Genomic DNA, 24,448 nt, shown 5'->3' on the forward strand with positions numbered 1-24,448 from the left:
AACTCGCTCATTGTCTCTCTAGACCGCTCATCAGCTCACTCCGCCTTTTCAATCTTTCTCGCCGCCGTTCGCGTCGATTGGGAGTGCAAATATCCGAGAATTATCCGACTCCACAATACCCCAGTAGAAAAAAATCACAACTATTCCCTAACTAACTGATAACGAATCGGAAAAATTTGAAATAAAAAATAGCCCCTGAGAGAGCTTCTCTCAGGGGCTATTTTTATAATTATTTGGTCAGATTATAGTTTCTTCAAAACAATGTTTCGCCAGTAAACTTTAATCCCTCCACCATCATGGATTTGAAGACAAACGCCCCCTTTTCCTTCTCCAATCTTGGCATCTGTGAAGTTTACCATCTCGTGTCCGTTTAGGTAAGAGGTCACATTATCACCCTTCACAACAATTTTCATTTTATTCCATTCTCCGAATTTCAAATATTTATCCTTTTCCGGATCAGGTTTCACTAACCAGCCTCTTCCGTAAGACTCATAGATCCCTCCGGTGTCATGTCCTGGAGGTGCAACTTCCACTTGCCAGCCCGAAACTTTGGTGCCATCTACAGTAGATCTTATGAAAACACCACTGTTTCCGTTTGCCTCCTGCTTAAATTCCAATGTGATTTCGAAGTCATCATATTGTTCTTCTGTACCCAAGTAACCATAACCTTTGTCTGGACCACTTTCAGAAATCAACAATCCATCTTCTACATACCACTTCTCAGTTCCGTAAATCACCCATCCATCTAGGTTTTTACCGTTAAAAAGCTTTTCCTTCTTTTGTGCAAAAGAAAACTGGACACTTGCCAGCAACAGGGCCAATACTAGTAGTTTTTTCATAGTGTTCTAATTTTAATATTCTTGAACCATACAGGGTCACCATGATCCTGTAGAGCTATCAAACCTTTTTTGGCAATTTTATAATCAGGGAACTCTTCCCACTTACCAGAATTTCTTCTCGTCTCCCAATCTTCAGAGTAAGGAACAAACTCAACAGTTTTCTTTCCATTCAACCAATAGCTAGCACCTTCTTCAGAAAAGATGATTTTGGAAGTATTCCACTCGCCGGCTGGCTTAACCACACCTTCGTAATCCGGAACATACATGGCATAGTCAGCTGCAAGAGACTGCCAATCTTCCAATGGCTGAGGGAATCCCAATTGATCAATAACCTGATATTCTGGACCAGTATAATAAGGAGCTTTATAATCCGGACCTTCTACAACATGATAGAATACGCCACTATTTCCTCCTGGAGAGATTTTCCAAGTGAATTCCATTTCAAATTCTTCAAATTCCATACCGTCAAAAACGATATCGCCGCCAAAGTCTTCCCCGCCAGTTGCACCAAGACCTTTCATCACGCCATCCTCCACAATCCAATTAGAAGGAGTAGTATCACCGTTGAAAGCTCTCCAACCATCTAATGATTGTCCATCAAATAAAAGCATCCAACCAGCTGCTTTCTCATCAGGAGTCAGGGAGTTATCCATTACAACTTCTTCTGCCACTACCTCCTCGCTGGTATCCTCTGCGGGTTTTGGACCACAGGCCCAAGCCAAGGCAAAAAGGGCTACCCAGGCTATTCTCGATTTTTTCATAGTATAAATGGTGTTTAAGATTGAAAGTTAAATGAAAATTTTAAAAAAGTCATGGAAGAAAATATAATTTTTCATGAGCGGAAAACACATACATTTCCTATGCTATCCTTAAAGGCTTTCGAAATACTTCCTGCTTTTCAGCAATCTGCTTCCATACCATGAAAACAATTCTCCATCCACCAATAAGATTCGGGTATTTGGAAAATGACTTTGAAAAAACTCAACATGTTCCTCCTTAAATGGATAAGGCTCTGAGCTCAATAAAAGATACTCTGGATTCAAATCCTTTATTTCCTCCAAGTCCAATTGAGGATACCGATCAGATTGGACCAAGTTTTCAAATCCGGAAAACTGAAGCATTTCATTAATAAAGGTATACCTCCCAGCAGTCATGATCGGGTTATTCCAAATTAAATAAACAGCGGTTCCTTTATAAGGAATAGGGACTTCAAAATCATTTGCTATTCTAGAGGCAATTCTTTCAGCATTCTTTTTTTCATCTAATAGGTATCCTAATTCACGGATCATTGACAAAGAATCTTCCAAATTGTAAATATCGCTCATCCAAACAGAGTAATCTTCCATCAACTGCTCTATCCCTTCTTTGTCATTTTCCTCTTTATTTCCAATGATCAAATCAGGACTTAGATTTTTAATAGCATCGAAACGGTAATTCTTCGTACCTCCAATGATTGTTTTCTCCTTTTTTATATTGGTTGGATAAATACAAAACTTAGTCACGCCGACCAACCTGTCTTTCAGTCCAAGATCAACCAATAACTCTGTTTGAGATGGGACCAATGAAATTATCCGCTGAGGTGGTCTTTCTAAAAAAATTGAATTCCCTAATTGGTCTTTATATTCCATAAAAGTGAAAATGATCCGTGACAAGAAGTTTCCTTCAATGAATCACGGATCAAAGCTTTCTATTTATACAACATATCTAAAGTCAAATGACGGATCAAATCCTATCAAAAACTCATACATCAAATTTATCACTTGCTCAATATCGGCCTTACTTGCTGTTTCCACAGTCGTATGCATATACTTCAGGGGAAGTGAAATCAAAGCTGAAGGAACTCCCTCATTAGAATAAGCAAAAGCATCGGTATCTGTCCCTGTAACTCTTGAAGCTGCAGACCTTTGAAAAGGAATGTCCTTTTTCTTGGCTGTATCGATAATCAAGTCCAACAATTTCTTGTGAACGGAGGCTCCATACGTCAAAACCGGCCCTTTACCTGCGGTTTGATCTCCACTTGCAATCTTATTATACATAGGAGCCGTGGTATCGTGGCAAACATCGGTGATGATTGCTGCATTTGGTTTTATGTTATGTGCGATCATTTCTGCACCTCTCAAACCGATTTCCTCCTGGACTGCATTGACTACATATAAACCAAATGGAAGTTGAATTCCAGATTCTTTGATTTTCTTAGCTACTTGCGCAATCATATAGCCGCCAATTCTATTATCCAGAGCTCTACCAGAATAGAATTTCCCATTTAACTCGGTCAATTCATCTTTGAAAGTGATTACACATCCAACATGGATTCCCAACTCCTCCACTTCTTCTTTTGATCTTGCTCCTACATCTATAAATATATTGTCCAATGTTGGAGTGTCTTCTTTTCCATCTTTTCTAACATGGATTGCGGGCCATCCAAAAACTCCGGGAACAATTCCTTTGTCAGTATGAATATTTACTCTCATCGAAGGAGCAATCATATGATCGGAACCTCCATTTCTCCTTACATAGATATATCCATCATCTTTGATATAATTGACAAACCAGCTGATTTCATCCGCATGGGCTTCAATCACCATCTTATAAGGAGCATCGGGATTGATCACTCCTACCGCGGTTCCATAATTATCAGTAAAATGGGTATCCACAAAAGGTTTGATATAGTCCAGCCAAATTTGCTGACCGGATGCCTCAAATCCAGTAGGTGAGGCGTTGTTGAGGTAGGTGTATAGGAAAGTGTTTTGATCCATAATAATTGTTAATAGTCCATGGTCCATAGACCATAGATTTTAAAATTTAATTGTTTAAAGAGTTTTCAAAGGTTTCCTAATTCAAACTCCTTTTTAAACCCTGTGTCATTTTTACAAGTTCTTCTCAACTTGAATAAATTAATTGGAAGCTTTGTCAAATAACTACAAAGGTATATTCCCATGTTTCTTTCTCGGCAATTGATCCACTTTGTTCTCTAACATTTTAAATGCTTTGATCAATTTGATTCGCGTTTCAGACGGTATGATTACCTCATCAATAAAACCTCTGTGAGCCGCTCTGTATGGGTTGGCAAATTTCTTTGTGTATTCATCAACTTTTTCCTGTAGCTTTTCCTCAGGATTTTCAGCCTCTGCAATTTCTTTTTTGAAAATAATCTCCGAGGCCCCTTTTGCTCCCATCACAGCAATCTCAGCCGATGGCCAAGCAAAATTCATATCGGCCCCAATATGTTTGGAATTCATCACATCATAAGCGCCTCCATAGGCCTTCCTTGTAATCACGGTAATTCTAGGAACGGTAGCCTCGGAAAATGCATACAATAACTTGGCTCCATTAGTAATAATACCGTTCCATTCTTGATCCGTGCCCGGCAAAAATCCCGGAACATCCACCAATACCAATAAAGGAACATTGAAACTATCACAAAAGCGCACAAACCTAGCCGCTTTGATAGAAGCATGATTATCCAACACTCCTGCCATGGACTGAGGTTGATTTCCTACAATACCTATACTTCGGCCAGCCAAGCGAGCAAAACCCACTACTATATTATCTGCATAGTTTTCATGAACCTCCAAAAAGGAATCAGAGTCTACGATTCCGGAAACTACCTCACGAATATCATAAGGATGATTTGGGTTTTCAGGAACTATAGAATCTAAAACATTCCTAGTTTCATCCTCTTTTAATTCATAGGGATAAATCGGAGCAATTTCTTCACAATTCTGAGGGATATAGGAGAGTAAACTTTTGATATGTCGAATGCACTCTACCTCATTTTTACAGGAAAAATGCGTCACTCCAGATTTGGTACTATGAGCTGATGCTCCTCCCAACTCTTCTGCTGTGACATTTTCCTGGGTTACTGTTTTGACGACGTTTGGTCCAGTCACAAACATATAAGAGGTGTTTTCCACCATTAATATAAAGTCCGTTATCGCAGGAGAGTAAACTGCCCCGCCAGCACAAGGCCCCATAATGGCAGAAATTTGAGGAACTACTCCCGAAGCTTTTGTATTTCTATAGAAAATATCTGCATATCCACCAAGGGAGTTCACTCCTTCTTGGATTCTTGCTCCGCCCGAGTCATTCAATCCAATCACAGGAGCACCATTTTTCATGGCCATATCCATGATTTTGCAAATTTTCTCGGCATGAGTTTCCGAAAGTGAACCCCCAAAAACTGTAAAATCCTGCGAAAAGACATAAACCAACCTCCCATTTACCTCTCCATAACCGGTTACCACCCCATCTCCCAAGTAATGCTCTTTATCCAAACCAAAATCTTTGGCTCTATGCATGACGAACTTATCAATCTCTTGAAAAGACCCTTCGTCCAAAAGCAAGTCTACCCTCTCACGTGCGGTTAGTTTACCTTTTTTATGTTGAGATTCGATTCTTTTTTCTCCTCCACCCAACAATGCTTCGGCATTCTTCTTTTTGAGCAGATCGATTTTCTCCTGATTTCCAGAAGCGGCATAAATGGGTTTACTCTGATTGTCCATGAAATTACAATTAGTCTTAGCCAAATATAACCAGCTTTACCAATGCTGAAAAAATAATTCCCATCTATGCGAAATGCTTTATTTCTCTCATTTTTCCATAGATATAAATGTGAAAGAATTTAATCCCTGTTTAACAATGCTTTTTGGAATTACTTTCTATATTCGCCCAACCTAAATTTTGGAGCATATGAGTACCCGAAAGGCGGCGGTGATTGACATGGGTACCAATACATTTCATTTGTTATTGGTAGAAATCAGCAACGGAGATTTTAAGACAATTTATAAGGAGAAAATTCCTGTAAAATTGGGACAAGGCGGAATCAACCAAGACCAAATTGCCCAGGATGCGCTCAAACGTGCTTATCATACCCTTCGCCACTTCCGAAATTTAATTGACGGGGAAAAAATCGAACACATCTTTGCTTTTGCTACTAGCGCTGTTCGAAATGCTAAAAACGGCTCCGAATTCGTCCAGGAAGTAAAAAAGACCTTAGACATTGATATCAATGTCATTTCCGGAAAGCAGGAAGCTCAATTAATTTATGAAGGAATTAAGCTTTCTGGTTCTTTAAATGGACAGACTGAATTGATGATGGACATCGGAGGTGGCTCGGTAGAATTCATCATCGGAACTTCTCAAGAAGCCATTTGGAAAGAAAGTTTTGAAATCGGAGGCCAACGTTTATTGGAGCTTTTTCATCATCACGACCCTATCTTGCCCGAAGAAGTGCTTCGTCTTTATTCTTATCTGGAAGAAAAGCTTGCACCATTGCTGGAGGCTGTTCAACAATTCAAGCCTACAAGTCTTGTCGGAGCTTCAGGCACCTTTGATACCCTGACAGACATTTATTTCGAATCTATGCTACAGTGCAAACTGACAGGACAGCATGTTTTCGAATTACCTTCTGAAGAATTCCATAGAATCCACCAAATGCTTGTGACTATGGATAGAGAAGAAAGACTGAAAATCCCGGGAATGATTCCTATGCGCGTTGATATGATCGTGGTAGCATCCACTTTGATTGATTTTATCCTTCGATATATTCCTGTTCAGTCTATCACCTGTTCACACTACGCCTTAAAGGAAGGAGCAATTTCTACCTTATTGACAGAAGTAAGCTCCCACTAAAAGCCACAAATCTTTCTGATACGTTGTATCTTTGTTGTACCGACAAAGACTTTTAAAAAATGAACACATTTTCCTACGAGCAATTATACAAATTCACCCACGACATGCTCCTGAAAATCGGTTGTCCGGAAGTTCATGCCCAAATCGGAGCAGATGTTCTTCTTTCAGCAGATATGAGAGGGGTTGATAGCCATGGAGTAGCAAGGCTTTCGGGCTATGTCAGACTTTGGGAAAAAGGAAGAATAAATACCAATCCCAATATCAAAATTGTGCACGAAACCCCTTCCACAGCAGTAGTTGATGGTGACAAAGGACTCGGATTGGTAGTTGCACCTTATGCTATGAATGTGGCTATTGAGAAAGCTAGTAAAGCAGGAACGGGATGGGTTTCTGTAAAAAATTCAAATCATTATGGTATTGCTGGATATCATTCCATGATGGCTTTGGAACATGATATGATTGGAATTTCCCTGACAAATGCCAGCCCTTTAGTGAGCCCGACCTTTTCCAAGGAAAGACTTTTGGGAACCAATCCTATTTCAGTGGCGATCCCTGCGGACCAAGAACCGCCCTTTGTAGCGGATATGGCCACAACTACTGCTGCCAATGGAAAATTGGAAATCTTACAGAGAAAAGGGCAAGATGCTCCCGAAGGATGGGTTCAAGATAAAGATGGAAATAGCACTACTTCTTCCAATGGAGTCAAAGATGGTGGAGCTTTATTACCTCTGGGAGGAGATCGAGAACATGGATCTCATAAAGGATATGCCTTAGGGTCTATTGTAGATATCTTTTCCGCGGTCCTTTCAGGAGCCAATTATGGCCCTTGGGTTCCTCCATTTGTGGCATTTTTAGAACCAGATCCCAATCCAGTTGGTGAGGGAATCGGCCACTTCTTTGGAGCTATGCGTGTAGATGCATTTAGACCTGCGGGCGAATTCAAATCTCATATGGATAACTGGATCAAGCGATTTAGATCAGCTGAACCCACTCCTGGAAATGAAAAAGTATTGATCCCAGGAGATCCTGAAAGGGAATTGGAAGAATATCGCAAGACGAATGGAATCCCATTACTTGATCCGGTTGTCAAAGATCTATCGGAATTGGGACAGAGATTTGGTGTAAAATTCTAAAACCAAAAAAACTCAGGCAAAACAGTCTGAGTTTTTTTATGTCCAATTTTATCTCCACCCATCCTAAGGCAATTTGGGGAAATGGGTGCTTTTTGTAAATTGATTTTTTGACATCCTCAAACCCATCAACCTATGAATCAATTTAATCGAAGAGATTTCCTCAAAGGATCTTCTGCATTTATGACTTTGGCCAGTTTTGGACTCCTTGGCATGGACTTCAAAGACCAAGAAGGTCCGATAAGGGTGGCATTGATTGGTACCGGATGGTATGGGAAATCTGATCTTTTTCGATTGATTCAAGTGGCTGATGTGAATGTGGTCGCTCTTTGTGATGTGGATTCCAAGCAATTGAAAGACGCAGGAGATTTGGTTGCAACCCGTCAGAAATCAGGAAAAGTACCTGCTCTTTATGAGAACTATAAAGAACTTTTGGCCAAGGAAAAACCAGAATATGTACTCGTTGGCACTCCAGATCACTGGCATGCGCTGATTGCTATAGATGCGGTAAAAAGTGGAGCACATGTTTATTTGCAAAAGCCTATCTCTGTAGATGTGATTGAAGGCGAGGCAATTTTGGCTGCTGCCAGAAAATATGACAGAAAGGTTCAGATAGGAACTCAGCGTAGAAGCACGCCCCACTTAATTCAAGCTAAAAAGGAAATCATCGATAGCGGAAAGCTTGGTAAAATCTCACATGCGGAGGTATGTTGCTATTATCATATGCGGAACAGAAGTCACCCTGATGTCATTCCTGTTCCGGAAAATTTGAATTATGATCTTTGGGCTGGTCCCGCGCCGAAGCTTCCCTATCGAGGAATTCTGCATCGTGGATGGAGAGCCTTTATGGAATATGGGAATGGAATTGTCGGAGACATGTGCGTACACATGCTGGATGCTGTGAGATGGATGTTGGATTTGGGCTGGCCTGTTCAGGTGACTTCCACAGGAGGGATTTATGTTGACAAAGCATCAATTTCCAATATTTCAGATACACAAACTGCCATTTTTGAATTTGATGAAATCAATGTTGTCTGGCAACACCGAACTTGGGGAAACCCAACCGATCAAGAATATCCTTGGGCATTTAAAATCTATGGTGAAAATGGAATGTTAGCGGGAAGCCCAATGAAAGCAGATTTTTACCCAGATGGCAATAATAATGGAGAGCATATCCACTACCCCGTTGTCCTAGAAAAAGAAGAATATCCTGAAGACGTCACTGAAAAAGACATTGAGATCCATGCTGCTCCAGCCACAAGAGGCCAGATGAAAAACTGGCTTCAGGCTGTGGAAAATGACACTTTACCTGTTGCTGATGTGCTACAAGGTCATATTTCCACAGCTTCCTGCATTTTAGCAAACATGTCCATGGAATTGGGAGGAAGAGCTTTGAGGTACGACCCAAAGACCATGACAGTCATAGGTGATGAAGAAGCTACAGCTTTATTAAGAAGGCCGTATCGGGATGGTTTTGCTCATCCAGAGCCGAACTTGGTTTAAAGCTTTTTTTATCAAACTCCATTATCCTCAAATTTCCATTCTTAAAATTCTTGTTGCCAAGGGTTTGGGTTTTTGTATCTTATGAATGCAATAAACCTCAAACCCTCAAATCAATGAATGCTCTAAACCGTAGAGATTTTATCAAAGGTTCATCAGCGATGATGACTTTGGCCAGTTTTGGACTGCTTGGCATGGATTTCAAAGACCATGAAGGGCCAATCCGGGTGGCTCTGATTGGCACCGGCTGGTATGGCAAGTCAGACCTTTTTCGTCTAATCCAAGTAGCTGACGTAGAAGTAGTCGGGCTATGCGACCCTGATCAACATATTTTAGAAGCTGCAGGAAAGCTTGTCTCTGAAAGGCAGAAATCAGGAAAAGTACCGGCTCTTTATGAAGATTATAAAGAGCTTTTGGCAAAAGAAAAGCCTGAATTTGTACTCATCGGATCCCCTGACCACTGGCACGCACTGATGGCTATTGATGCATTGAAGTCTGGAGCCCATGTATATGTGCAAAAACCAATTTCGGTGGATGTCATCGAAGGAGAAGCCATGGTTGCTGCAGCCAGAAAATATAACAAAAAGGTACAAGTCGGAACACAGAGAAAATCCACCCCTCACCTCATTCAAGCTAAAAAAGAAATAATCGATACTGGCAAATTGGGAAAAATCAGCCATGCTGAAGTTTGCTGTTATTATCACATGAGAGCAAATGGAAATCCTCCTGTAGAACCAGTTCCAGATTTCTTCAATTACGATCTATGGGCTGGACCTGCTCCAAAGCGCCCATATGACGGCTTACCACATATTCGTTGGTGGAGAACTTTCATCGAATATGGAAACGGAATCACAGGAGACATGTGCGTTCACATGCTGGACACAGTACGTTGGATGCTAAAACTTGGTTGGCCGACTCAGATTACCTCCACCGGAGGCATTTATGTTCAAAAAGATGGAAAATCCAATATTTCAGACACACAGTCTGCCATCTTCGAATACCCTGAGTTGAATGTAGTTTGGCAACACCGAACTTGGGGAAATCCAACCGACCCGGAATATCCTTGGGCATTTAAAATTTATGGAGAAAAAGGAATGCTTGCAGGTAGCACCATGCAAGCGGATTTCTTTCCATTGGAAGAGGGAGTTGAGCCGGTCCATTATGATGTGGTGTATGAAAGAGAGGAATACCCTGAGGATGTGGATGAGGAAAGAATTGAATTGAATGCCGCTCCAGCCACAAGAATCCACATGAAAAACTGGTTGAATGCCGTCGAGACTGACACCTTGCCCATTGCGGATATAGAGGAAGGGCATATTTCCACTGCCTCTTGCATTTTGGCAAATATCTCCATGGATCTGGGAGGAAGAGCTCTGAAATATGATCCCAAAACCAGAACCATCATCGGCGATCCAGAAGCTACTGCCAAACTGAAAAGACCCTATCGAGCCCCTTATGTTCATCCTGATCCAAATAATGTTTAGGGTAAATAATTTTCTAATTATAAACCGACTCAGTTTTTGGGTCGGTTTTTCTATTTTAGAAGAAAAAAAGAAATGCTAGAAATAGTCCCTGCTGAAAAAGACGATCTGATTTTGGTTCAAGAGGTAGCTCACCAGACCTGGCCACATACTTTTGGGAAAATTCTTTCGCCAGAGCAAATCGAATACATGCTCGATTGGATGTATAGTGTAGAAACACTCGGAAAGCAGCTTTCAGAAGGGCATCAGTTTTTTTTAGTAAAGGAAGATGGAAAGGCAATTGGCTATTTGGGAATTCAGGTGAATTACGAACCCGGTAAAACCAAAATCCACAAGGTCTATATTTTACCTAACCAACAAGGAAAAGGACTTGGGAAATTACTTTTTGCCAAAGCTAAAGAGGTCGCGAAAGCCAATAATCAAAGTTTTCTTCAACTGAATGTCAATCGGGAAAACCAACCTGCGATTGACTTTTATATTCACTATGGTTTCAAAGAACTCCGAAGAGAAGTCATCGACATCGGAAATGATTATGTCATGGATGATATTGTATTTGAATATCCACTTCACTAACTCAAAAGCTAACAACAATATTCTTTTAATAATCTAGAATATCCTCACCACTAGGCTTTTGGGAACCATAAATCACCTTAATAAACAGGCAGGTTTCCTCAATATTATCTAATTATCAACATCCTACTGTTTTATTAAAACAAGCTTAATGCCTCAAGGCTGTCGGCTGAAAGGCTTTTGCCTAATTTTGAACCGTACAGCAAATTTTTTAACTCCTTGCATTACATTTTTAGCCCCGGATTATTCCGGGGCCCTATTGCAGGAATCTCCCAGCATTTTCCCTTGAGAATTTCTTCCCAAATTGTACCTTAGGAAAGTAAACCAATCCTCATGGAACCAGCCACTTCCTCCACAACTCAACTAACTTTTGACAGGAAAGACCTTTCTGACAAGCAACTTTTATCTCTCTACAAATCATTAATCCTTCCTAGAAGAATTGAAGAAAAAATGCTCATTCTTTTACGGCAGGGAAGGATATCAAAATGGTTTAGCGGATGGGGGCAGGAAGCTATTTCCATAGGAGCTGTCAATGCCTTGGACAAAGATGAATTCATCCTTCCCATGCATAGAAACTTGGGGATATTCACTGGTAGAAATATTCCATTAGAAAGGCTTTTCGCTCAATTTCAAGGCAAAAAATCCGGTTTTACGAAAGGTAGAGATCGATCTTTTCACTTTGGATCTATCGAGCATCATATCGTCGGAATGATCTCTCATTTGGGACCTCAGCTAGCCCTGGCCGATGGAATAGCCTTAGCAAATAAACTTTCTAAAGAAAAGAAAGTCTGTTTGGTTTTCTCCGGTGATGGAGCCAGCTCCGAAGGAGATTTTCACGAAGGTTTGAATGTGGCAGCGGTCTGGAAACTCCCTGTCATATTTGTCATCGAGCACAATGGCTATGGACTTTCTACTCCGAGTGAAGAACAATTTGCTTTCAAAAATTTCACGGACAAAGGCCCAGGCTATGGTATAGAAACTGTAAAAGTTCAGGGGAATAATGTATTGGAAGTTTTTCAAACTATTTCTTCCCTTGCTCAAGACATTCGAAATAATCCCCGACCAGTATTGGTAGAGGCCATTACTTTCAGAATGCGGGGGCATGAGGAAGCCTCCGGGACCAAATATGTTCCTAAAGAATTGATGGAAGAATGGAGCAAACTTGATCCGATAGACAATTTTGAAGTCTATCTGGAAGATATTGGAGTTCTGGATTCTGAGACAAAAGAAAAGATAAATCAGGAAACCAAAAACGCCATTCAAGATGCTTTGGAAATTGCCTTCAATGAAGATCCCATATCCCCGAACTTAGAAGAAGAGCTCAATGATATTTACTTTCCATATGGTCAAAATATCATCCATCCAGTAAATCATCAAAAATCTGAAAAGCGCTTTGTAGATGCGATTTCTGATGGATTGAGGCAGTCTATGGAAAAATTTCCCAATCTGGTCTTGATGGGACAAGATATTGGAGAATATGGTGGAGTATTTAAAATCACTGATGGATTTAAAGCCCAATTCGGAGCGGAAAGGGTTCGCAACACTCCACTTTGTGAAAGTGCCATCCTTGGTGCTGGACTTGGGCTTTCTATTAATGGTTACAAAGCCATGGTTGAAATGCAGTTTGCAGACTTTGTGTCTGTAGGCTTCAATCAAATCGTGAATAACCTTGCCAAAATCCATTACCGCTGGGGACAAAAAGCAGATGTGGTTGTAAGAATGCCAACCGGAGCAGGTATGGCAGCAGGTCCTTTTCATTCCCAATCCAATGAAGCATGGTTTTTTCATACCCCTGGATTAAAAATCGTCTATCCATCAAACCCCTATGATGCCAAAGGGATATTAAACGCAGCTATTGAGGATCCGAATCCCCATCTCTACTTTGAGCACAAAGGACTATACCGCTCTATTTCAGAGGAAATTCCGGATGACTATTACACAGTAGAAATTGGAAAAGCAAATTTGGTCCAAGAGGGAAATCAAGCATCCATCATTACTTATGGGATGGGAGTCCATTGGGCTAAGAAGCTTGCTAAAGAATTAAGCATTTCTGTTGATATTTTAGATTTAAGAACCTTGTTACCATGGGACAAGGAAGCTGTAGAAAAAACTGTGAAAAAGACCGGAAAAGTAATCTTTTTGCAAGAAGACTGCCTTACTGGAGGAATTGGAGCTGAAATTTGTGCATGGATTTCAGAATTTTGTTTCCAATATTTGGATGCTCCCGTGATGAGAGAAGGAAGCCTGGATACACCTGTGCCATTTGCTCCAAACCTTGAAAAGCAATTTTTACCTTTAAATAGATTTAAAGAAAAAATTCAAACCTTAATTAATTACTAAACCTATTATTCATTTCAATTTTGTAAGCCATGCCTTCTTCTCTGAAAAGAGTTTTTATTGTATTCCTTTTTCTACTATCAATTTCATCTTCCAAAGCACAAAGTTTTATTGGAGGAACCATGGGTGGACGAACTGGCGTCCATTATCTGCTGACCAATCCGGCGGGAATTACCGGATCAAAGATGAAATTGGATGTAAATCTATTTTCTGCCAGTGGTATCATTTCCAATGATTACGTGTCTGTTGATTTAACAGATCTGGATAATTTTGACCAAGGCTTTTTCAGAAGCAATAGTTTGGATACCAGTCCTGAGCCCTTGAATAATTTCGTCGGAAATTTGGATTTCCTTGGTCCCTCTGCAATTTTCAATCTCGACGAAAGAAACTCCGTTGGGTTAAGCACTCGGGTTCGAGCCTTTTTTAATCTAAATAATATAGGCGGGGACTTTTATCAGGTCATCAGTGATGAAGATTCGGACATTGAAAATTTCAATCTCTCGATGGAAGACCTTAGAGGCCTCATCCACGTTTGGGGAGAGGTCGGTGCCAGCTATGGAAGAGTTTTAATGGAAACAGATGAACATGTACTTCGAGGAGGAGTAACCTTAAAATATTTATTTGGAGCAGGTGGCGCATATGGTTCAAGCAGTATTTTAGGAGCTAACTACAGCTCATCGAATGATCTGATTTCTACCGCTGGTGATCTCCAATATGGCTATACTTCCGGTTTTGATTCTGAAGATGTTAATTTCTCTGATGTCAGTTCAGGTTTTGGTGCCGACTTGGGATTTATATTTGAGATTCGGGAATCCGAATATTCTGATTCATATCAATTGAATGACCATAAACTACGCCTAGGACTTTCTGTGATGGATATTGGATCTATCAATTATAAATCTTCTCATAGTTTTTCTTACAATGCGGATGCTACTATTCCGGTAGATGAATTCCTAAATAAAGACCTAGATCAAGTTTTCGAAGAAAATTATCAAGGATCTGAATTTACCGAAGACACACGATTTGGGCTTCCAAGCTCTTTACAGCTAATGGCTGACTATCATATCCACAGTTTATTTTACGTCAATCTTCAAGGTTCCCTTTCTATCAAAGACCATGGTGAAATTCCCGTTTCCAAGATAATGAACCAGGTGACAATCACTCCTCGATTTGAAACGAGATGGTTGAGTGTTTATAGCCCTGTTAGCTTTAGAGAATATAGCAGTGGCGTTTATTGGGGACTGGGTGTAAGAGTTGGTCCATTGATGGTTGGCTCAGGGTCTTTAATCACTAACCTGATTTCAAAAAACAGTCAATCCGCAGACGCATATATCGGATTGAAAGTACCTATTTATAGAAAAGACTGATTCCAAATCAAAAACATTCGAAGGGATTTTCGTATAAGGTTTCAAAGTAAAGCCCATGCGAAAATCCCTTTTTCTATTTCTGTTTTTATTGGTGAGTCATTTTTCCCAAGCACAATTTTATGTCGCGGGAATCCACTTTAACGGATCGCTTCCTTCTGGCCAATTAAAACAAGAAACAGAATCCACTTTCTTCCCTACTCTTTCAGGAATTGTCCTTTATGAATTTCAATCGGCTCCCATTCAAGTTGGGATGGAATTGGGCTATGGAATCTATGGAAGCAACCTGGAGCTGAGAACGGACCTTTATCCGGGATTTACAGATGAATTGCGATTGAGAAGAAATAATAATTTGGCTACGGGAATGGCTGTGATTCGCTACTTGCCCGTGGTCAACAATAAAGTCACCCCTTTTATCGAGGCACAAATGGGTGCAAATTATCTCTATACCCGGTACAAAATCCGAGAAGAGATCTATTCAGATCAGGCCATAGAAAGTGGCAAGGATTATGAAGACTGGGCCCTTGCTTATCGAATCGGAGGTGGAATTCAAATCCCAATTGATTCCAAAGAAATGCTATTTCTGGAACTTCGAGGAACATTTCAAGATGGAAACGTTGCACGATTCTTACAAAAGGGAGATGTAGGGTATGATCCCAATGAAGGGAAGTTTATCTATGATTTCCGAAGAGCTCCATTAAAGTATATGACCTTTTCAGTGGGCTTAGTTTGGTATGATGTGTTTTAAGAAATACTACCAAATTCACTTCTCCACCACCCTCATTCTATAAAACAAATTGTAATCCCTTTCTACTTCTCCGTCTGCCGCCTTGACCAGAACTGTCCCGTCAGGAAGTCCCAAATTGATTCTACCCTCTTCAGGTCCTCCATTGACAATACCTACTTGTTTTCCCTCTTTTATCAGGATATACCGTTCTTTCCTGTAGGTTTCCAAAGCTTGCCTGTATTCTGGATCTCTGTAGTACTCCTCTCCTGCCTTGGCTTTGATTCCGCTCAAAACATCCTCTGGCATCGATGTATTGAAAGACACCACCTGATATTCTCCTAAATTTCGAACATCATCAAAGCCCGGATAAGTCAAACCGTCCTGATTTGCATTGGCTATTGCTCCCTCACGATCTGGATGTACAAGCTCTATGCTTTCTTTCAACTCTAATCCACCTGAGTTTACGCTAAATACACTCAGTTGACTCCCTTTGGAGGGAAGCACAAATGCTGTTTGGGATTTAGAATCATAGGTTATACTCGGTAAACTATTCCCAATCCAATTTTTCTCAAGTCTCGGCTTCCAGTCTTCTGCAAATAGATTGATTCTTTGCAGCGAGTCATTACTCAAGTTCAAAAGAAATCCTGAAGTAGCCTTATCGTAAAACTCTGCTCCAATCTTTTCTCCATTGATTTCTCCTGCTTCATATCCATTAATTTCTTCTCCTATCAAATAGGGGGAACCATTCATGGTCAAGAAATCAAATGTTTGTCTGTAATAATTGATGACCAAAGCATTCAATCCCACAGCTGCTCCTGGATGTACTTTTACTTTTTGAAAGTCTAAATCATATTCATGGAAATCCATTGTAGGAGATAACTCTTTAAACACATATCCTTCAGAACCTGCAAATTGACCTTCCATGAAGGTTCCTGCTTGATTGGGACCTTCACCTCCCAAATCCCGAGTATCCAAAATCTTCCCTTTGGAATCGATTAAGTAAATGATTCCTTCCCGCTGTTGTTTCAATAAATAAGTATCGTTCTCAGAATTGTAATCCAATGCAACTAACACCTCCAAAGCATCCACTTTGATTGAGTCAACTACCTCAAAATGGAATTCCTGAAGAAGCTTTCCTTCAGAGCCGGATTCATTTTCGGAAGAACTAGAACAGGAAAAAATAAGTAATGCTAAAACTCCTATGATAGTGGCAAATCTAAACCTCATAAACAAAATTTAAAATGGACTTTAGGAATAAGTCGAATTATCTAAAGAATATAGGACAGACCATCAGAATTAATTTTCGAAAGCATAAAATAAATAGTTTCAAATAACTAAGCCATTGTCACTATTTTAAGTGTCAAATTTAAACTAGGAACTCTTGAATTCTTTAAAAAAACCAAGTCGTAGAAACCTTGTACTTCTACCAATCTCTAAGATTTTGGCTTTTGCCTTTGCTCTTTTCTTTTTCTCTTTAATTGTAAAAGCTCAAAACCAACCCATCAAAACAGGAGCAGAACAGACGGACCTTTACCTTCCTCTCTTAAAAGGAAAACGAGTGGCAATTATGGCCAATCAAACCGCAATCATTGGGAAAACCCATCTGGTAGATAGCCTTCAAAGTTTAGGAGTCCAGGTTGTCAAGGTATTCGGACCTGAACATGGATTCAGAGGAAATGCCAGCGCTGGAGCAAAAGTCAGTGATGAAATAGATCAGGAAACAGGAATTCCAATCATCTCATTGTATGGCAAAAAGAATAAGCCATCTGCAGAAGACATGGCAGACGTAGACATCATGATTTATGATTTGCAGGATGTGGGGGTAAGATTCTATACCAATATCAATGCACTTTCAAGATTGATGGAGGCTTGCGCGGCCAATGGCAAAGAGCTGATGATTCTCGACCGCCCCAACCCAAATGCGTATTTGATTGACGGCCCGATTCTAGATATGAAGTATAAATCTGGAATCGGAATGTTTCCTATCCCCATGTCCCATGGCTTGACTGTCGGAGAATTTGCTCAAATGGCCAATGGCGAAGGTTGGTTAACAGATGGAGTAAAATGTAAACTTCGAATCATTCCAGTTGCCAACTACAACCATGATATAGAGTATACTTTGCCAGTTCCTCCATCACCAAACCTCAATACCCAACAGGCAGTTCTCTTATATCCATCTCTCTGCATGTTTGAAGGTGTCTATTTGAATCACGGCCGAGGAACCTATTTTCCATTTACTGTATTGGGAAGTCCGGAATTGAAAGGGATTTATGATTTCTCCTACACTCCTACGGGAATCAAAGGAATGGCCGAAACCCCACTTTTTATGGATCAGGTTTGCTATGGATTGGATTTGAGAGATTATGACACAGATGAATTGAGAAAAAGCGGTCAAATCAATTTCAAATGGATTATTGAGCTTTACAAAGCCCATCCGCACAAGGAAAAGTTTTTTGATTCCAGTTTGAGTAATCAAATGGGCACTATTGAAAAACTGATTGGAACTGGAGAATTCAGACAACAGATTATCTCAGGGGTTTCGGAAGAAGAAATCCGGGCCAGCTGGGAACCAGGCTTGAGTAAATACAAAGAGATGAGGAAAAAGTATTTGCTCTATCCTTGATCCTCACCTTTTTGACTCTTCTTCTTTCTCCAGAAGAAGAGTCTTCTTTTTTTCTTCACTTTTGGTTTCACTGGAACTTCAGCAGTTTCAAGCTGTAAAACTGGCTCTTTTTTCCAAAGGAAAACTGGCAAAGCCCAAAACACACCCACCAAGCTGAATACCAATCCGCCTATGGTTCCGATGGCCAGCGAGAACCAGAAAATCTCATTCTGTCCTTCCATGATAAAAGGAATCAAGCCAAAACAGGTGGAAAGAATCGTCAGCATAATTGGAATGGCTTTTCCGGCCACAGACTTCAACACATTCCGATTGTAAACGCCTGTGAATCGGTTATTCAAATCATTGATGATAAAAATCCCGGCATTCACCGCCAATCCTCCGAGCATCACAAAGGAAGCATAACCACCTTGATCAAAGTAGAAATCAAATAGAGAGAAGATTAAAAACAGTCCAATAAAACTGATCGGAATAATCGCGATGATATAGACAGGTTGTTTGAGGTTCTCGAAAAGAATAGCACAAATCATAAATATTCCCACTATCAACAGACCGATTAGGGAATATTGTCTTTTTGCCTTTTCAAAACTGAAAAAATAAGATTGGGCTTCGGCGGTATAACCGATTGGCATTTCCCTTTTCATTTCTTCCAAGACCTCATCCAAGTATTCTTTCCCAAACTTTCCTGACCCCATATATTCAAATGCCACAGACCGAATGTATTGCCGATCTTCTTTTCTCAAGGCACTAGTAGTCGTTTCCTTTGTTAAGGTCCCAAAATCTGAAATCTTGTAAATTCTATCTGTTCCAGAGATCAAGCCATTTTTCTCTAAATCAAACCTGCTAAAATCATTGGAATTCGTCTCTCTGATTACCATACCATAGTTTTGATCTTCCAAAACCAAGGAACCAGAAGGACCTTGAGGCTTGCTCAAGTCAAGCATCGTATTGATGATCTCATACTGGTTGGTTTTACCCAAAGCAATCTGGTTTTGATCCAATCGAAGCACAAACTCCTCCGTCTTAGGATCTCCCCACCCCAAACGCTCATTGGTATTCACTTCTTGAATACGCTTATGCTTCAGTAGTTTTTCTGCCAAGACATTGGCTTGTCTTTCCAACTCATCAAAATTATAGCCCTTCATCGTCACTCGATAGGAAGGAATTCCCTCTCCACCCGATCCTGTATAAAAGCCCTGCCCAACTCCATAAATGTTCCATTGGGCTCCGCTCCAATCCGTAGACTTGACGGACAATTTTCCTTTCAGTTGATAGGGTAAGGCAGACTTTTCATATTCCTCTTTGAAAGTGATTGAAATCATCCCTTGCTGACCGGATTGAACAATGGTTTCAAATTGCTCAATCCCATCCACTTCCTTCAAATAGGATTCAAACTCACGCATGATAAAGTCCATCTGGTCCAAAGTATTCCCAAATGGAAGTCGACAATAGACATATAATCGAGTCTTGGAAGCCTCCCGATAGGTGCTTTTCTCATAGACTCCCCTCACGAACATTCGGAAGGATCCACCTAGGGCTTTATCTACATAAGGTCTAATTTCCTCTTGATAAAAAGTATTTCCGACGGTCTTGTTATACCACTCATGATCTTCCCAATTGGCAGGCAAATAGAATATGGGCAGTCCAAAAAGTAAAATCAAGAAAGTAATAAAAACTTTCCTATACCTAGCAGTCCACGCAATCCCTTTTTCATAACGATGTAGATTTTTTACTCGCTTCTTAAGTTGTGGAATCGTTAGTTTTCTGCCTTTTTGAACAGATTCTTTGAATAGAACCTGATAAAAAGCCGGGGTAAATATTAAAGCAATTATCAAACTGATTCCCAACATGACAGAAACCACAATGGAAAACTCGGTCAAATTCTTCCTATCCTCTTCTGGAAGGAAAAAGACAATCATCAAAGCTGCAATTGTAGTCAGAGATGCCGCTAATAATGCCAAGAAAACCTTCCTGTTTTTATGCTTATGCAAGTGATCAATCATAATGATCGCATTATCCACAATCAATCCAAAACTAATCGTCAGCCCAGCCAGAGAATACAGGTGGATGTCAACTTTCAAAAAGTAGAGAACAATAGCGCATAAGCTTAGATTGATGACAATTCCTAGGAATAGAATACTCAGGTATTTCAAGTTCCTATTGATCAGAAAAATAAATACAATCAGAATCAGAATGGAAAGACCAGAGCGCTTATAAATTTTGTCCAATTCCTTCTCCAGGAACTCGGTATCATCATTTTCCAATGTGATTTCAAACCCTGCCGGAAGCAGAGCTTTTGCATTTTCTACTGCTTGCCGAATATCCTTAGCAAGCAATACCTTGTTCACCCCTTCGCGATTAAAGACAGAAATAGTGACTGAGTTATTTCCATTAATTCGGAAATAGGAATTCGCTTCTGCCTCCTCCAAGGTCAATTTGGCAACATCCTTAAGCAAAACATCATGCCCGTTGATCTCGGAAACTCTCAGGTTTTCCACCTGACTCATGTCTTCCAAGGAGCGGTCAACCTGAACGAAGAGAGTCTCACCCTTATTGTTCATCACAGAGCCGGGAAAGCTTCTTCCGAAAGCTTGGGAAATTCGGTTTGACAACTGACCCTTTGTCAAACCATAAGCTTGGAGTTTCTGAATATCAAAAGTGATGAAAAGCTGTAAATCAGTTGCTCCATTGACACTCACTTCCTCGACTTCTTCATAGCGGGTAATGGATGGTTTGATAAAATCCTCTGCTATTTTTTTGATTTCAAAAGCCGCAAAAGGGCCATTCATGGAGTAGGTCAGAATCGGGGTTTTTCGATCGTCTCTTTGCTGTGCAGATTGATAGACTAAAGGAAAACTGACTTTGGAATCCAACTGAGGATGCACTTGCCTGATCAAAGAAGAAACCTCAAATTTCTTCATCTCCATATCCGCCTTCTTATCAAACCGAAGGGTAATACTTCCTCCATTGTAATTGGAAGAAGATTCAATTTTCTTTAATTCTGAAAGCTGAGAAAAAGCACCTTCCAGTGGGGAGGTAGCCAGTTTTTCAACTATTTCAGGAGAAGATTGATTGACGGAATAAGAAATCGTCAATACGGGTTCCCTATCCCTAGGATTCAAATCCACCGAAAGCAAAGGAATGACTGCGATCCCCATGATCGCCATCACCACAAATGCAACTAAAACTCGGAATGGGGTCATATCAAGCCTCCTTCAGTTTCTTTTTGGATACAAAAAACCAATAAGCCAAAGGCACAAAATACAAAGCTGTCAACGTGCCAATCGTCAAGCCACCTATCACTGAATAAACCAATGGTCTTTGCAAGTCTGCTCCCAAACCTGCACTGAAAATAATTGGGATCAATGCAAGAATAGTAGTAATTGAAGTCATCAAAATTGGTTTCAGACGAATCTGACCTGCTCGATGCAGAGCCAATTCCAAAGCTTCCTCAGCTGAAGTGCCCGGATCTGCTACCAAATCTTTTCTTAATCTATTGATGGTATCGATTTTCAAAATCGCATCATTGACCATAATACCCAACATCACAACCAAACCAATGGCAGACATCACATTCAATGAGGAACCTGCCAATAGAATTACCAAAAATGCTCCTCCTATTCCCAGTGGAAGAGTCAAAACAACAATCAGGGGCTGAATAAAGCTTTCAAATTGTGCAGCCAAGATGAAATAAAGAAGCAGGACTGAAATCAAAAGAATCCCAATCAGCTGCTTGATATTTTCCTGATCCTTGAAATATTGCCCCACCATGGAGACTCCCAAATTCTTGTCTGTCCCCCATTTAATGAAATCTGATTTATAAGCGTCAGGATTTTCCGAAGTCACAAAGACAGATTGATAAATCCCGGTTTTGTCTGCCGTGACATTTTTGTAATGATCATCGTAATGAAAATCCACAAACTCTGACAAAGTATAGTAAGCCGAATCTGAGGCCGCGATTTGAGTATTTCTCAATAAGTCTTCAAATCTGGTTTGTGGCTCTTTCAATTTCACAGGAGTCACTTCTCCAAACCTTCTGATATCGGTAATCAAAAAGCTTCCAAATAGTTTTTGCAACTGGGATTGGATCTGATCTACAGTAATTCGATAGGTTGCTAGTTTTTCAGCTTTTAGTGTAAAAACTACGGAGGATTCTTTTTCAAGTCCCGGTCCTCTTTCCCAATCTGAAGTCGGAAATTGGCTCAACCAAGGTCCCATTTTATCTTCCGGAACAGGCTCTTTTGCTGCCAAGTCTTTCCATCTCACCTCATAGTAAGGCAAAGAGGAATTGAATAATTGATCAAAGGCATTGGGAGCATCCCCAATAATAAACTCGGCACCAGGGTAATTTTTCTCTATAAAGTCCTCAAGCTTTAATACTTGCTCATTCTTTTGATCCTGCGATGAAAACAAGAAATACAGCAAGGCTTGCTGAATAGAATTTTCTCCATCAAATAATAAGAACTGCTTTACTCCAATATCAGATTCTGCCTGCTCATAACCTCCCTCCATATGTCTCATCAAAGCGACCACTCGATCTCTATTCTCCATAGCAGAAATAGGCTCATTCCAGTTCACTTCCAGAGTAGTATCCAACTTATCAATTTCAGGAAGACCCTCAGATGGCAGAAGCAAAGAAATAACTAATCCAACCGGGATTAATAGCAAAAAGAAAAGCAGTGCGACTTTTCTATTGCCAAAGACTAAATCGTAGCCTTTTTCATAAAGCCCCAATACTGCAGAGAAGAACTTCCCTTCTTCGCTATCATCCACCTTTTTGCTTTTGCTAAAAAAGAGGAAATACAACATCGGCAAGAGGACAAATGCCACAGCCAGGGAAACTGATAAAATAGCTGTGACTGCTATCGCCTGATCAAAGAATAAAGCTCCAGAGATTCCACTTAAGAAAACAAGTGGAACAAAAACCGAAAGCGTGGTCAAAACCGATGAAATCAACGCGCTCATCACTTCATCAACTCCTTGAACGCAGGCTTCAAAAAGATCTAATCCCAATTCCCTTTTTCGGGTGATATTATCCAAAACGATAATCGCATTATCAATCAACATCCCTATCCCGAGAGCAAGACCGGAAAGTGAAATAATATTGATTGAGATACCGAAAAAGTAGAAAACCAGAAAACTGATCAATAGTGAAGAAGGTAAACTAACTCCAATAATCAGAGGAAGTCTGTAATCTTTCATAAAAAGGAATAGCACCCCAAATGCGAAAATCCCTCCAAACAAAAGAGATGTTTGCAGATTGGAAATTGCGGCATTTAGAAGATTTGACTGATCTTGAGTAAGCTCAAAATCCACCTGAGGATAATCTGTTTTGAAAAGCTCCAAAGCATCTTTCAACTCCGGGATCAACTCATTCATTTTCGCAGAAGCCTGCTTGTGAACAGTAATTACCAATGCCTCTTTGGAACCAAACAAATGATACCCAAGCATTTCCTGTGTTTGGTAGCTGACTTGTGCCAACTTCCCTAATGGAACAATGGCTCCTGAAGGCGCTGAAACGGGAAGACTTTCTATATCGTTTGGCGTATCCACTCGAGTAGCTAATCTCAAATAATACCGAAATTGCCCATCTTTTACAGAAACTCCCGGTAGATCTGTATTTCCAGATTGAATCGCGGAAATCAAGTTTTCCTGAGTCATCCCCAAAGCTCGGATTTCCTCCTCCTTTGGCTCAACGATGATGATTCGATCTTTTTTCCCATTGATATCCACCAATGAAACCCCCGGAAGTTGCTCGATTCTTTTCTTCAGAACATTTTCAGACAAAAGGCTTACTTCTATTTCATCAACCCCTTCTTTGGGGACCACTTGGACCCTTGCCACTGGGATATCCGAGGTATTGATTCGAATTACTTCTGGCCTCGCAATCCCTTCCGGCAGGTTATTGGCTATTCGGTCAATTTTCTCATTGACATCAATATAGGCCAGCTCCATTTGGGTGGAATAGTTGAAGGAGAGGCGGATAGTCCCAACTTCAGAGCCAGCTTTCGACTCCATATCCTCCAATCCATTCAAAGTGATCAGACCTTCCCTGATATTTCGCAAAACATTCTGTTCAATCGCTTCAGGAGAGGCATTGGGATAGGATACTTTCACTACGATCTGTGGAACGTCGATGGGTGGCAGCAAGGAAATAGGCAATGACCGAAAGACAATGAAAGAAAACACCATCAAGGCCAAAAAAGTCATAAATACTGCAATGGGCCGGGCTAGTAAAAATCGAACCAT

17 protein-coding genes are annotated in these 24,448 nt (G+C 40.4%); 9 read left to right on the plus strand and 8 right to left on the minus strand.

The genetic code is table 11. The features are described 5' to 3' along the window. Positions 1–242: 242 nt before the first annotated feature. From O0V13_RS06520 to O0V13_RS06540, 5 genes are all read right to left on the minus strand, one after another. Positions 243–839 carry a 3-keto-disaccharide hydrolase gene (locus tag O0V13_RS06520; RefSeq protein WP_268034194.1) on the minus strand — a complete coding sequence of 199 codons (597 nt, stop codon included), beginning with the start codon at positions 837–839 and terminating at the stop codon, positions 243–245. Further along, positions 836–1,600: a 3-keto-disaccharide hydrolase gene (locus O0V13_RS06525; protein ID WP_073572847.1), complete on the minus strand. Its 765-nt coding sequence runs from the start codon at positions 1,598–1,600 to the stop codon at positions 836–838. The genes O0V13_RS06520 and O0V13_RS06525 overlap by 4 nt, the downstream gene beginning before the upstream one ends. A gap of 108 nt (positions 1,601–1,708) precedes the next feature. Next, positions 1,709–2,467: an ABC transporter substrate-binding protein gene (locus O0V13_RS06530; protein WP_268034195.1), complete on the minus strand. Its 759-nt coding sequence runs from the start codon at positions 2,465–2,467 to the stop codon at positions 1,709–1,711. A gap of 63 nt (positions 2,468–2,530) precedes the next feature. After that, positions 2,531–3,622: a M42 family metallopeptidase gene (locus tag O0V13_RS06535; RefSeq protein ID WP_268034196.1), complete on the minus strand. Its 1,092-nt coding sequence runs from the start codon at positions 3,620–3,622 to the stop codon at positions 2,531–2,533. A gap of 135 nt (positions 3,623–3,757) precedes the next feature. Further along, positions 3,758–5,341, minus strand: coding sequence for an acyl-CoA carboxylase subunit beta (locus O0V13_RS06540; RefSeq protein ID WP_268034197.1), 1,584 nt, complete (start codon positions 5,339–5,341; stop codon positions 3,758–3,760). A gap of 187 nt (positions 5,342–5,528) precedes the next feature. Between O0V13_RS06540 and O0V13_RS06545 the strand changes: the two genes are divergently transcribed. The 8 genes from O0V13_RS06545 (at position 5,529) to O0V13_RS06580 (ending at position 15,600) form a co-directional block, all read left to right on the plus strand. Continuing rightward, the gene (locus O0V13_RS06545; RefSeq protein ID WP_268034198.1) at positions 5,529–6,470 is read left to right on the plus strand and encodes a Ppx/GppA phosphatase family protein; all 942 of its coding nucleotides are present in this window, start codon (positions 5,529–5,531) and stop codon (positions 6,468–6,470) included. 59 nt (positions 6,471–6,529) lie between these two features. Then, positions 6,530–7,603 carry an Ldh family oxidoreductase gene (locus tag O0V13_RS06550; RefSeq protein WP_268034199.1) on the plus strand — a complete coding sequence of 358 codons (1,074 nt, stop codon included), beginning with the start codon at positions 6,530–6,532 and terminating at the stop codon, positions 7,601–7,603. Between the two features lie 132 nt (positions 7,604–7,735). Beyond that, positions 7,736–9,103, plus strand: coding sequence for a Gfo/Idh/MocA family protein (locus O0V13_RS06555; protein WP_268034200.1), 1,368 nt, complete (start codon positions 7,736–7,738; stop codon positions 9,101–9,103). Positions 9,104–9,216: 113 nt separating this feature from the next. Further along, positions 9,217–10,584, plus strand: a complete 1,368-nt coding sequence (locus O0V13_RS06560; protein WP_268034201.1) for a Gfo/Idh/MocA family protein — start codon at positions 9,217–9,219, stop codon at positions 10,582–10,584. Between the two features lie 72 nt (positions 10,585–10,656). Next, positions 10,657–11,154, plus strand: a complete 498-nt coding sequence (locus O0V13_RS06565; protein ID WP_268034202.1) for a GNAT family N-acetyltransferase — start codon at positions 10,657–10,659, stop codon at positions 11,152–11,154. A 330-nt stretch (positions 11,155–11,484) separates the two neighbouring features. Next, positions 11,485–13,491 (plus strand): alpha-ketoacid dehydrogenase subunit alpha/beta, encoded by a 2,007-nt coding sequence (locus tag O0V13_RS06570; RefSeq protein ID WP_268034203.1) that lies wholly within the window; start codon positions 11,485–11,487, stop codon positions 13,489–13,491. Positions 13,492–13,520: 29 nt separating this feature from the next. Beyond that, positions 13,521–14,855: a DUF5723 family protein gene (locus tag O0V13_RS06575; protein ID WP_268034204.1), complete on the plus strand. Its 1,335-nt coding sequence runs from the start codon at positions 13,521–13,523 to the stop codon at positions 14,853–14,855. Positions 14,856–14,910: 55 nt separating this feature from the next. Next, on the plus strand, positions 14,911–15,600 hold the full coding sequence (locus tag O0V13_RS06580; protein ID WP_268034205.1) for a hypothetical protein: 690 nt from the start codon (positions 14,911–14,913) through the stop codon (positions 15,598–15,600). A 15-nt stretch (positions 15,601–15,615) separates the two neighbouring features. Here the strand turns inward: O0V13_RS06580 and O0V13_RS06585 are convergent, their stop codons facing one another. Beyond that, entirely contained in the window at positions 15,616–16,806 is a 1,191-nt protein-coding gene (locus O0V13_RS06585; protein ID WP_268034206.1) for a hypothetical protein, read from the minus strand. 214 nt (positions 16,807–17,020) lie between these two features. Between O0V13_RS06585 and O0V13_RS06590 the strand changes: the two genes are divergently transcribed. Further along, positions 17,021–18,202: an exo-beta-N-acetylmuramidase NamZ family protein gene (locus O0V13_RS06590; RefSeq protein WP_268034412.1), complete on the plus strand. Its 1,182-nt coding sequence runs from the start codon at positions 17,021–17,023 to the stop codon at positions 18,200–18,202. On the opposite strand, the gene O0V13_RS06595 is transcribed toward O0V13_RS06590, so the two are convergent. Both O0V13_RS06595 and O0V13_RS06600 read right to left on the minus strand, forming a co-directional pair. Further along, positions 18,193–21,402 (minus strand): efflux RND transporter permease subunit, encoded by a 3,210-nt coding sequence (locus O0V13_RS06595; protein ID WP_268034207.1) that lies wholly within the window; start codon positions 21,400–21,402, stop codon positions 18,193–18,195. The two genes, O0V13_RS06590 and O0V13_RS06595, sit on opposite strands and share 10 nt — an antisense overlap. A gap of 1 nt (position 21,403) precedes the next feature. Further along, on the minus strand, positions 21,404–24,448 hold the full coding sequence (locus O0V13_RS06600; RefSeq protein ID WP_268034208.1) for an efflux RND transporter permease subunit: 3,045 nt from the start codon (positions 24,446–24,448) through the stop codon (positions 21,404–21,406).

It is taken from the genome of Algoriphagus sp. PAP.12 (assembly GCF_026652115.1).
GTDB lineage: Bacteria > Bacteroidota > Bacteroidia > Cytophagales > Cyclobacteriaceae > Algoriphagus.

What these genes read in the sequence shown, in the direction of transcription:
- O0V13_RS06585 (WP_268034206.1), bottom strand. Translation starts at nt 16,806, where the DNA reads ATGAGGTTTAGATTTGCCACTATCATAGGAGTTTTAGCATTACTTATT.
- O0V13_RS06565 (WP_268034202.1), top strand. Translation starts at nt 10,657, where the DNA reads ATGCTAGAAATAGTCCCTGCTGAAAAAGACGATCTGATTTTGGTTCAA.
- O0V13_RS06595 (WP_268034207.1), bottom strand. Translation starts at nt 21,402, where the DNA reads ATGACCCCATTCCGAGTTTTAGTTGCATTTGTGGTGATGGCGATCATG.
- O0V13_RS06535 (WP_268034196.1), bottom strand. Translation starts at nt 3,622, where the DNA reads ATGGACCATGGACTATTAACAATTATTATGGATCAAAACACTTTCCTA.
- O0V13_RS06550 (WP_268034199.1), top strand. Translation starts at nt 6,530, where the DNA reads ATGAACACATTTTCCTACGAGCAATTATACAAATTCACCCACGACATG.
- O0V13_RS06520 (WP_268034194.1), bottom strand. Translation starts at nt 839, where the DNA reads ATGAAAAAACTACTAGTATTGGCCCTGTTGCTGGCAAGTGTCCAGTTT.
- O0V13_RS06555 (WP_268034200.1), top strand. Translation starts at nt 7,736, where the DNA reads ATGAATCAATTTAATCGAAGAGATTTCCTCAAAGGATCTTCTGCATTT.
- O0V13_RS06600 (WP_268034208.1), bottom strand. Translation starts at nt 24,448, where the DNA reads ATGGTTCGATTTTTACTAGCCCGGCCCATTGCAGTATTTATGACTTTT.
- O0V13_RS06580 (WP_268034205.1), top strand. Translation starts at nt 14,911, where the DNA reads ATGCGAAAATCCCTTTTTCTATTTCTGTTTTTATTGGTGAGTCATTTT.
- O0V13_RS06560 (WP_268034201.1), top strand. Translation starts at nt 9,217, where the DNA reads ATGAATGCTCTAAACCGTAGAGATTTTATCAAAGGTTCATCAGCGATG.
- O0V13_RS06545 (WP_268034198.1), top strand. Translation starts at nt 5,529, where the DNA reads ATGAGTACCCGAAAGGCGGCGGTGATTGACATGGGTACCAATACATTT.
- O0V13_RS06530 (WP_268034195.1), bottom strand. Translation starts at nt 2,467, where the DNA reads ATGGAATATAAAGACCAATTAGGGAATTCAATTTTTTTAGAAAGACCA.
- O0V13_RS06525 (WP_073572847.1), bottom strand. Translation starts at nt 1,600, where the DNA reads ATGAAAAAATCGAGAATAGCCTGGGTAGCCCTTTTTGCCTTGGCTTGG.
- O0V13_RS06540 (WP_268034197.1), bottom strand. Translation starts at nt 5,341, where the DNA reads ATGGACAATCAGAGTAAACCCATTTATGCCGCTTCTGGAAATCAGGAG.
- O0V13_RS06570 (WP_268034203.1), top strand. Translation starts at nt 11,485, where the DNA reads ATGGAACCAGCCACTTCCTCCACAACTCAACTAACTTTTGACAGGAAA.
- O0V13_RS06575 (WP_268034204.1), top strand. Translation starts at nt 13,521, where the DNA reads ATGCCTTCTTCTCTGAAAAGAGTTTTTATTGTATTCCTTTTTCTACTA.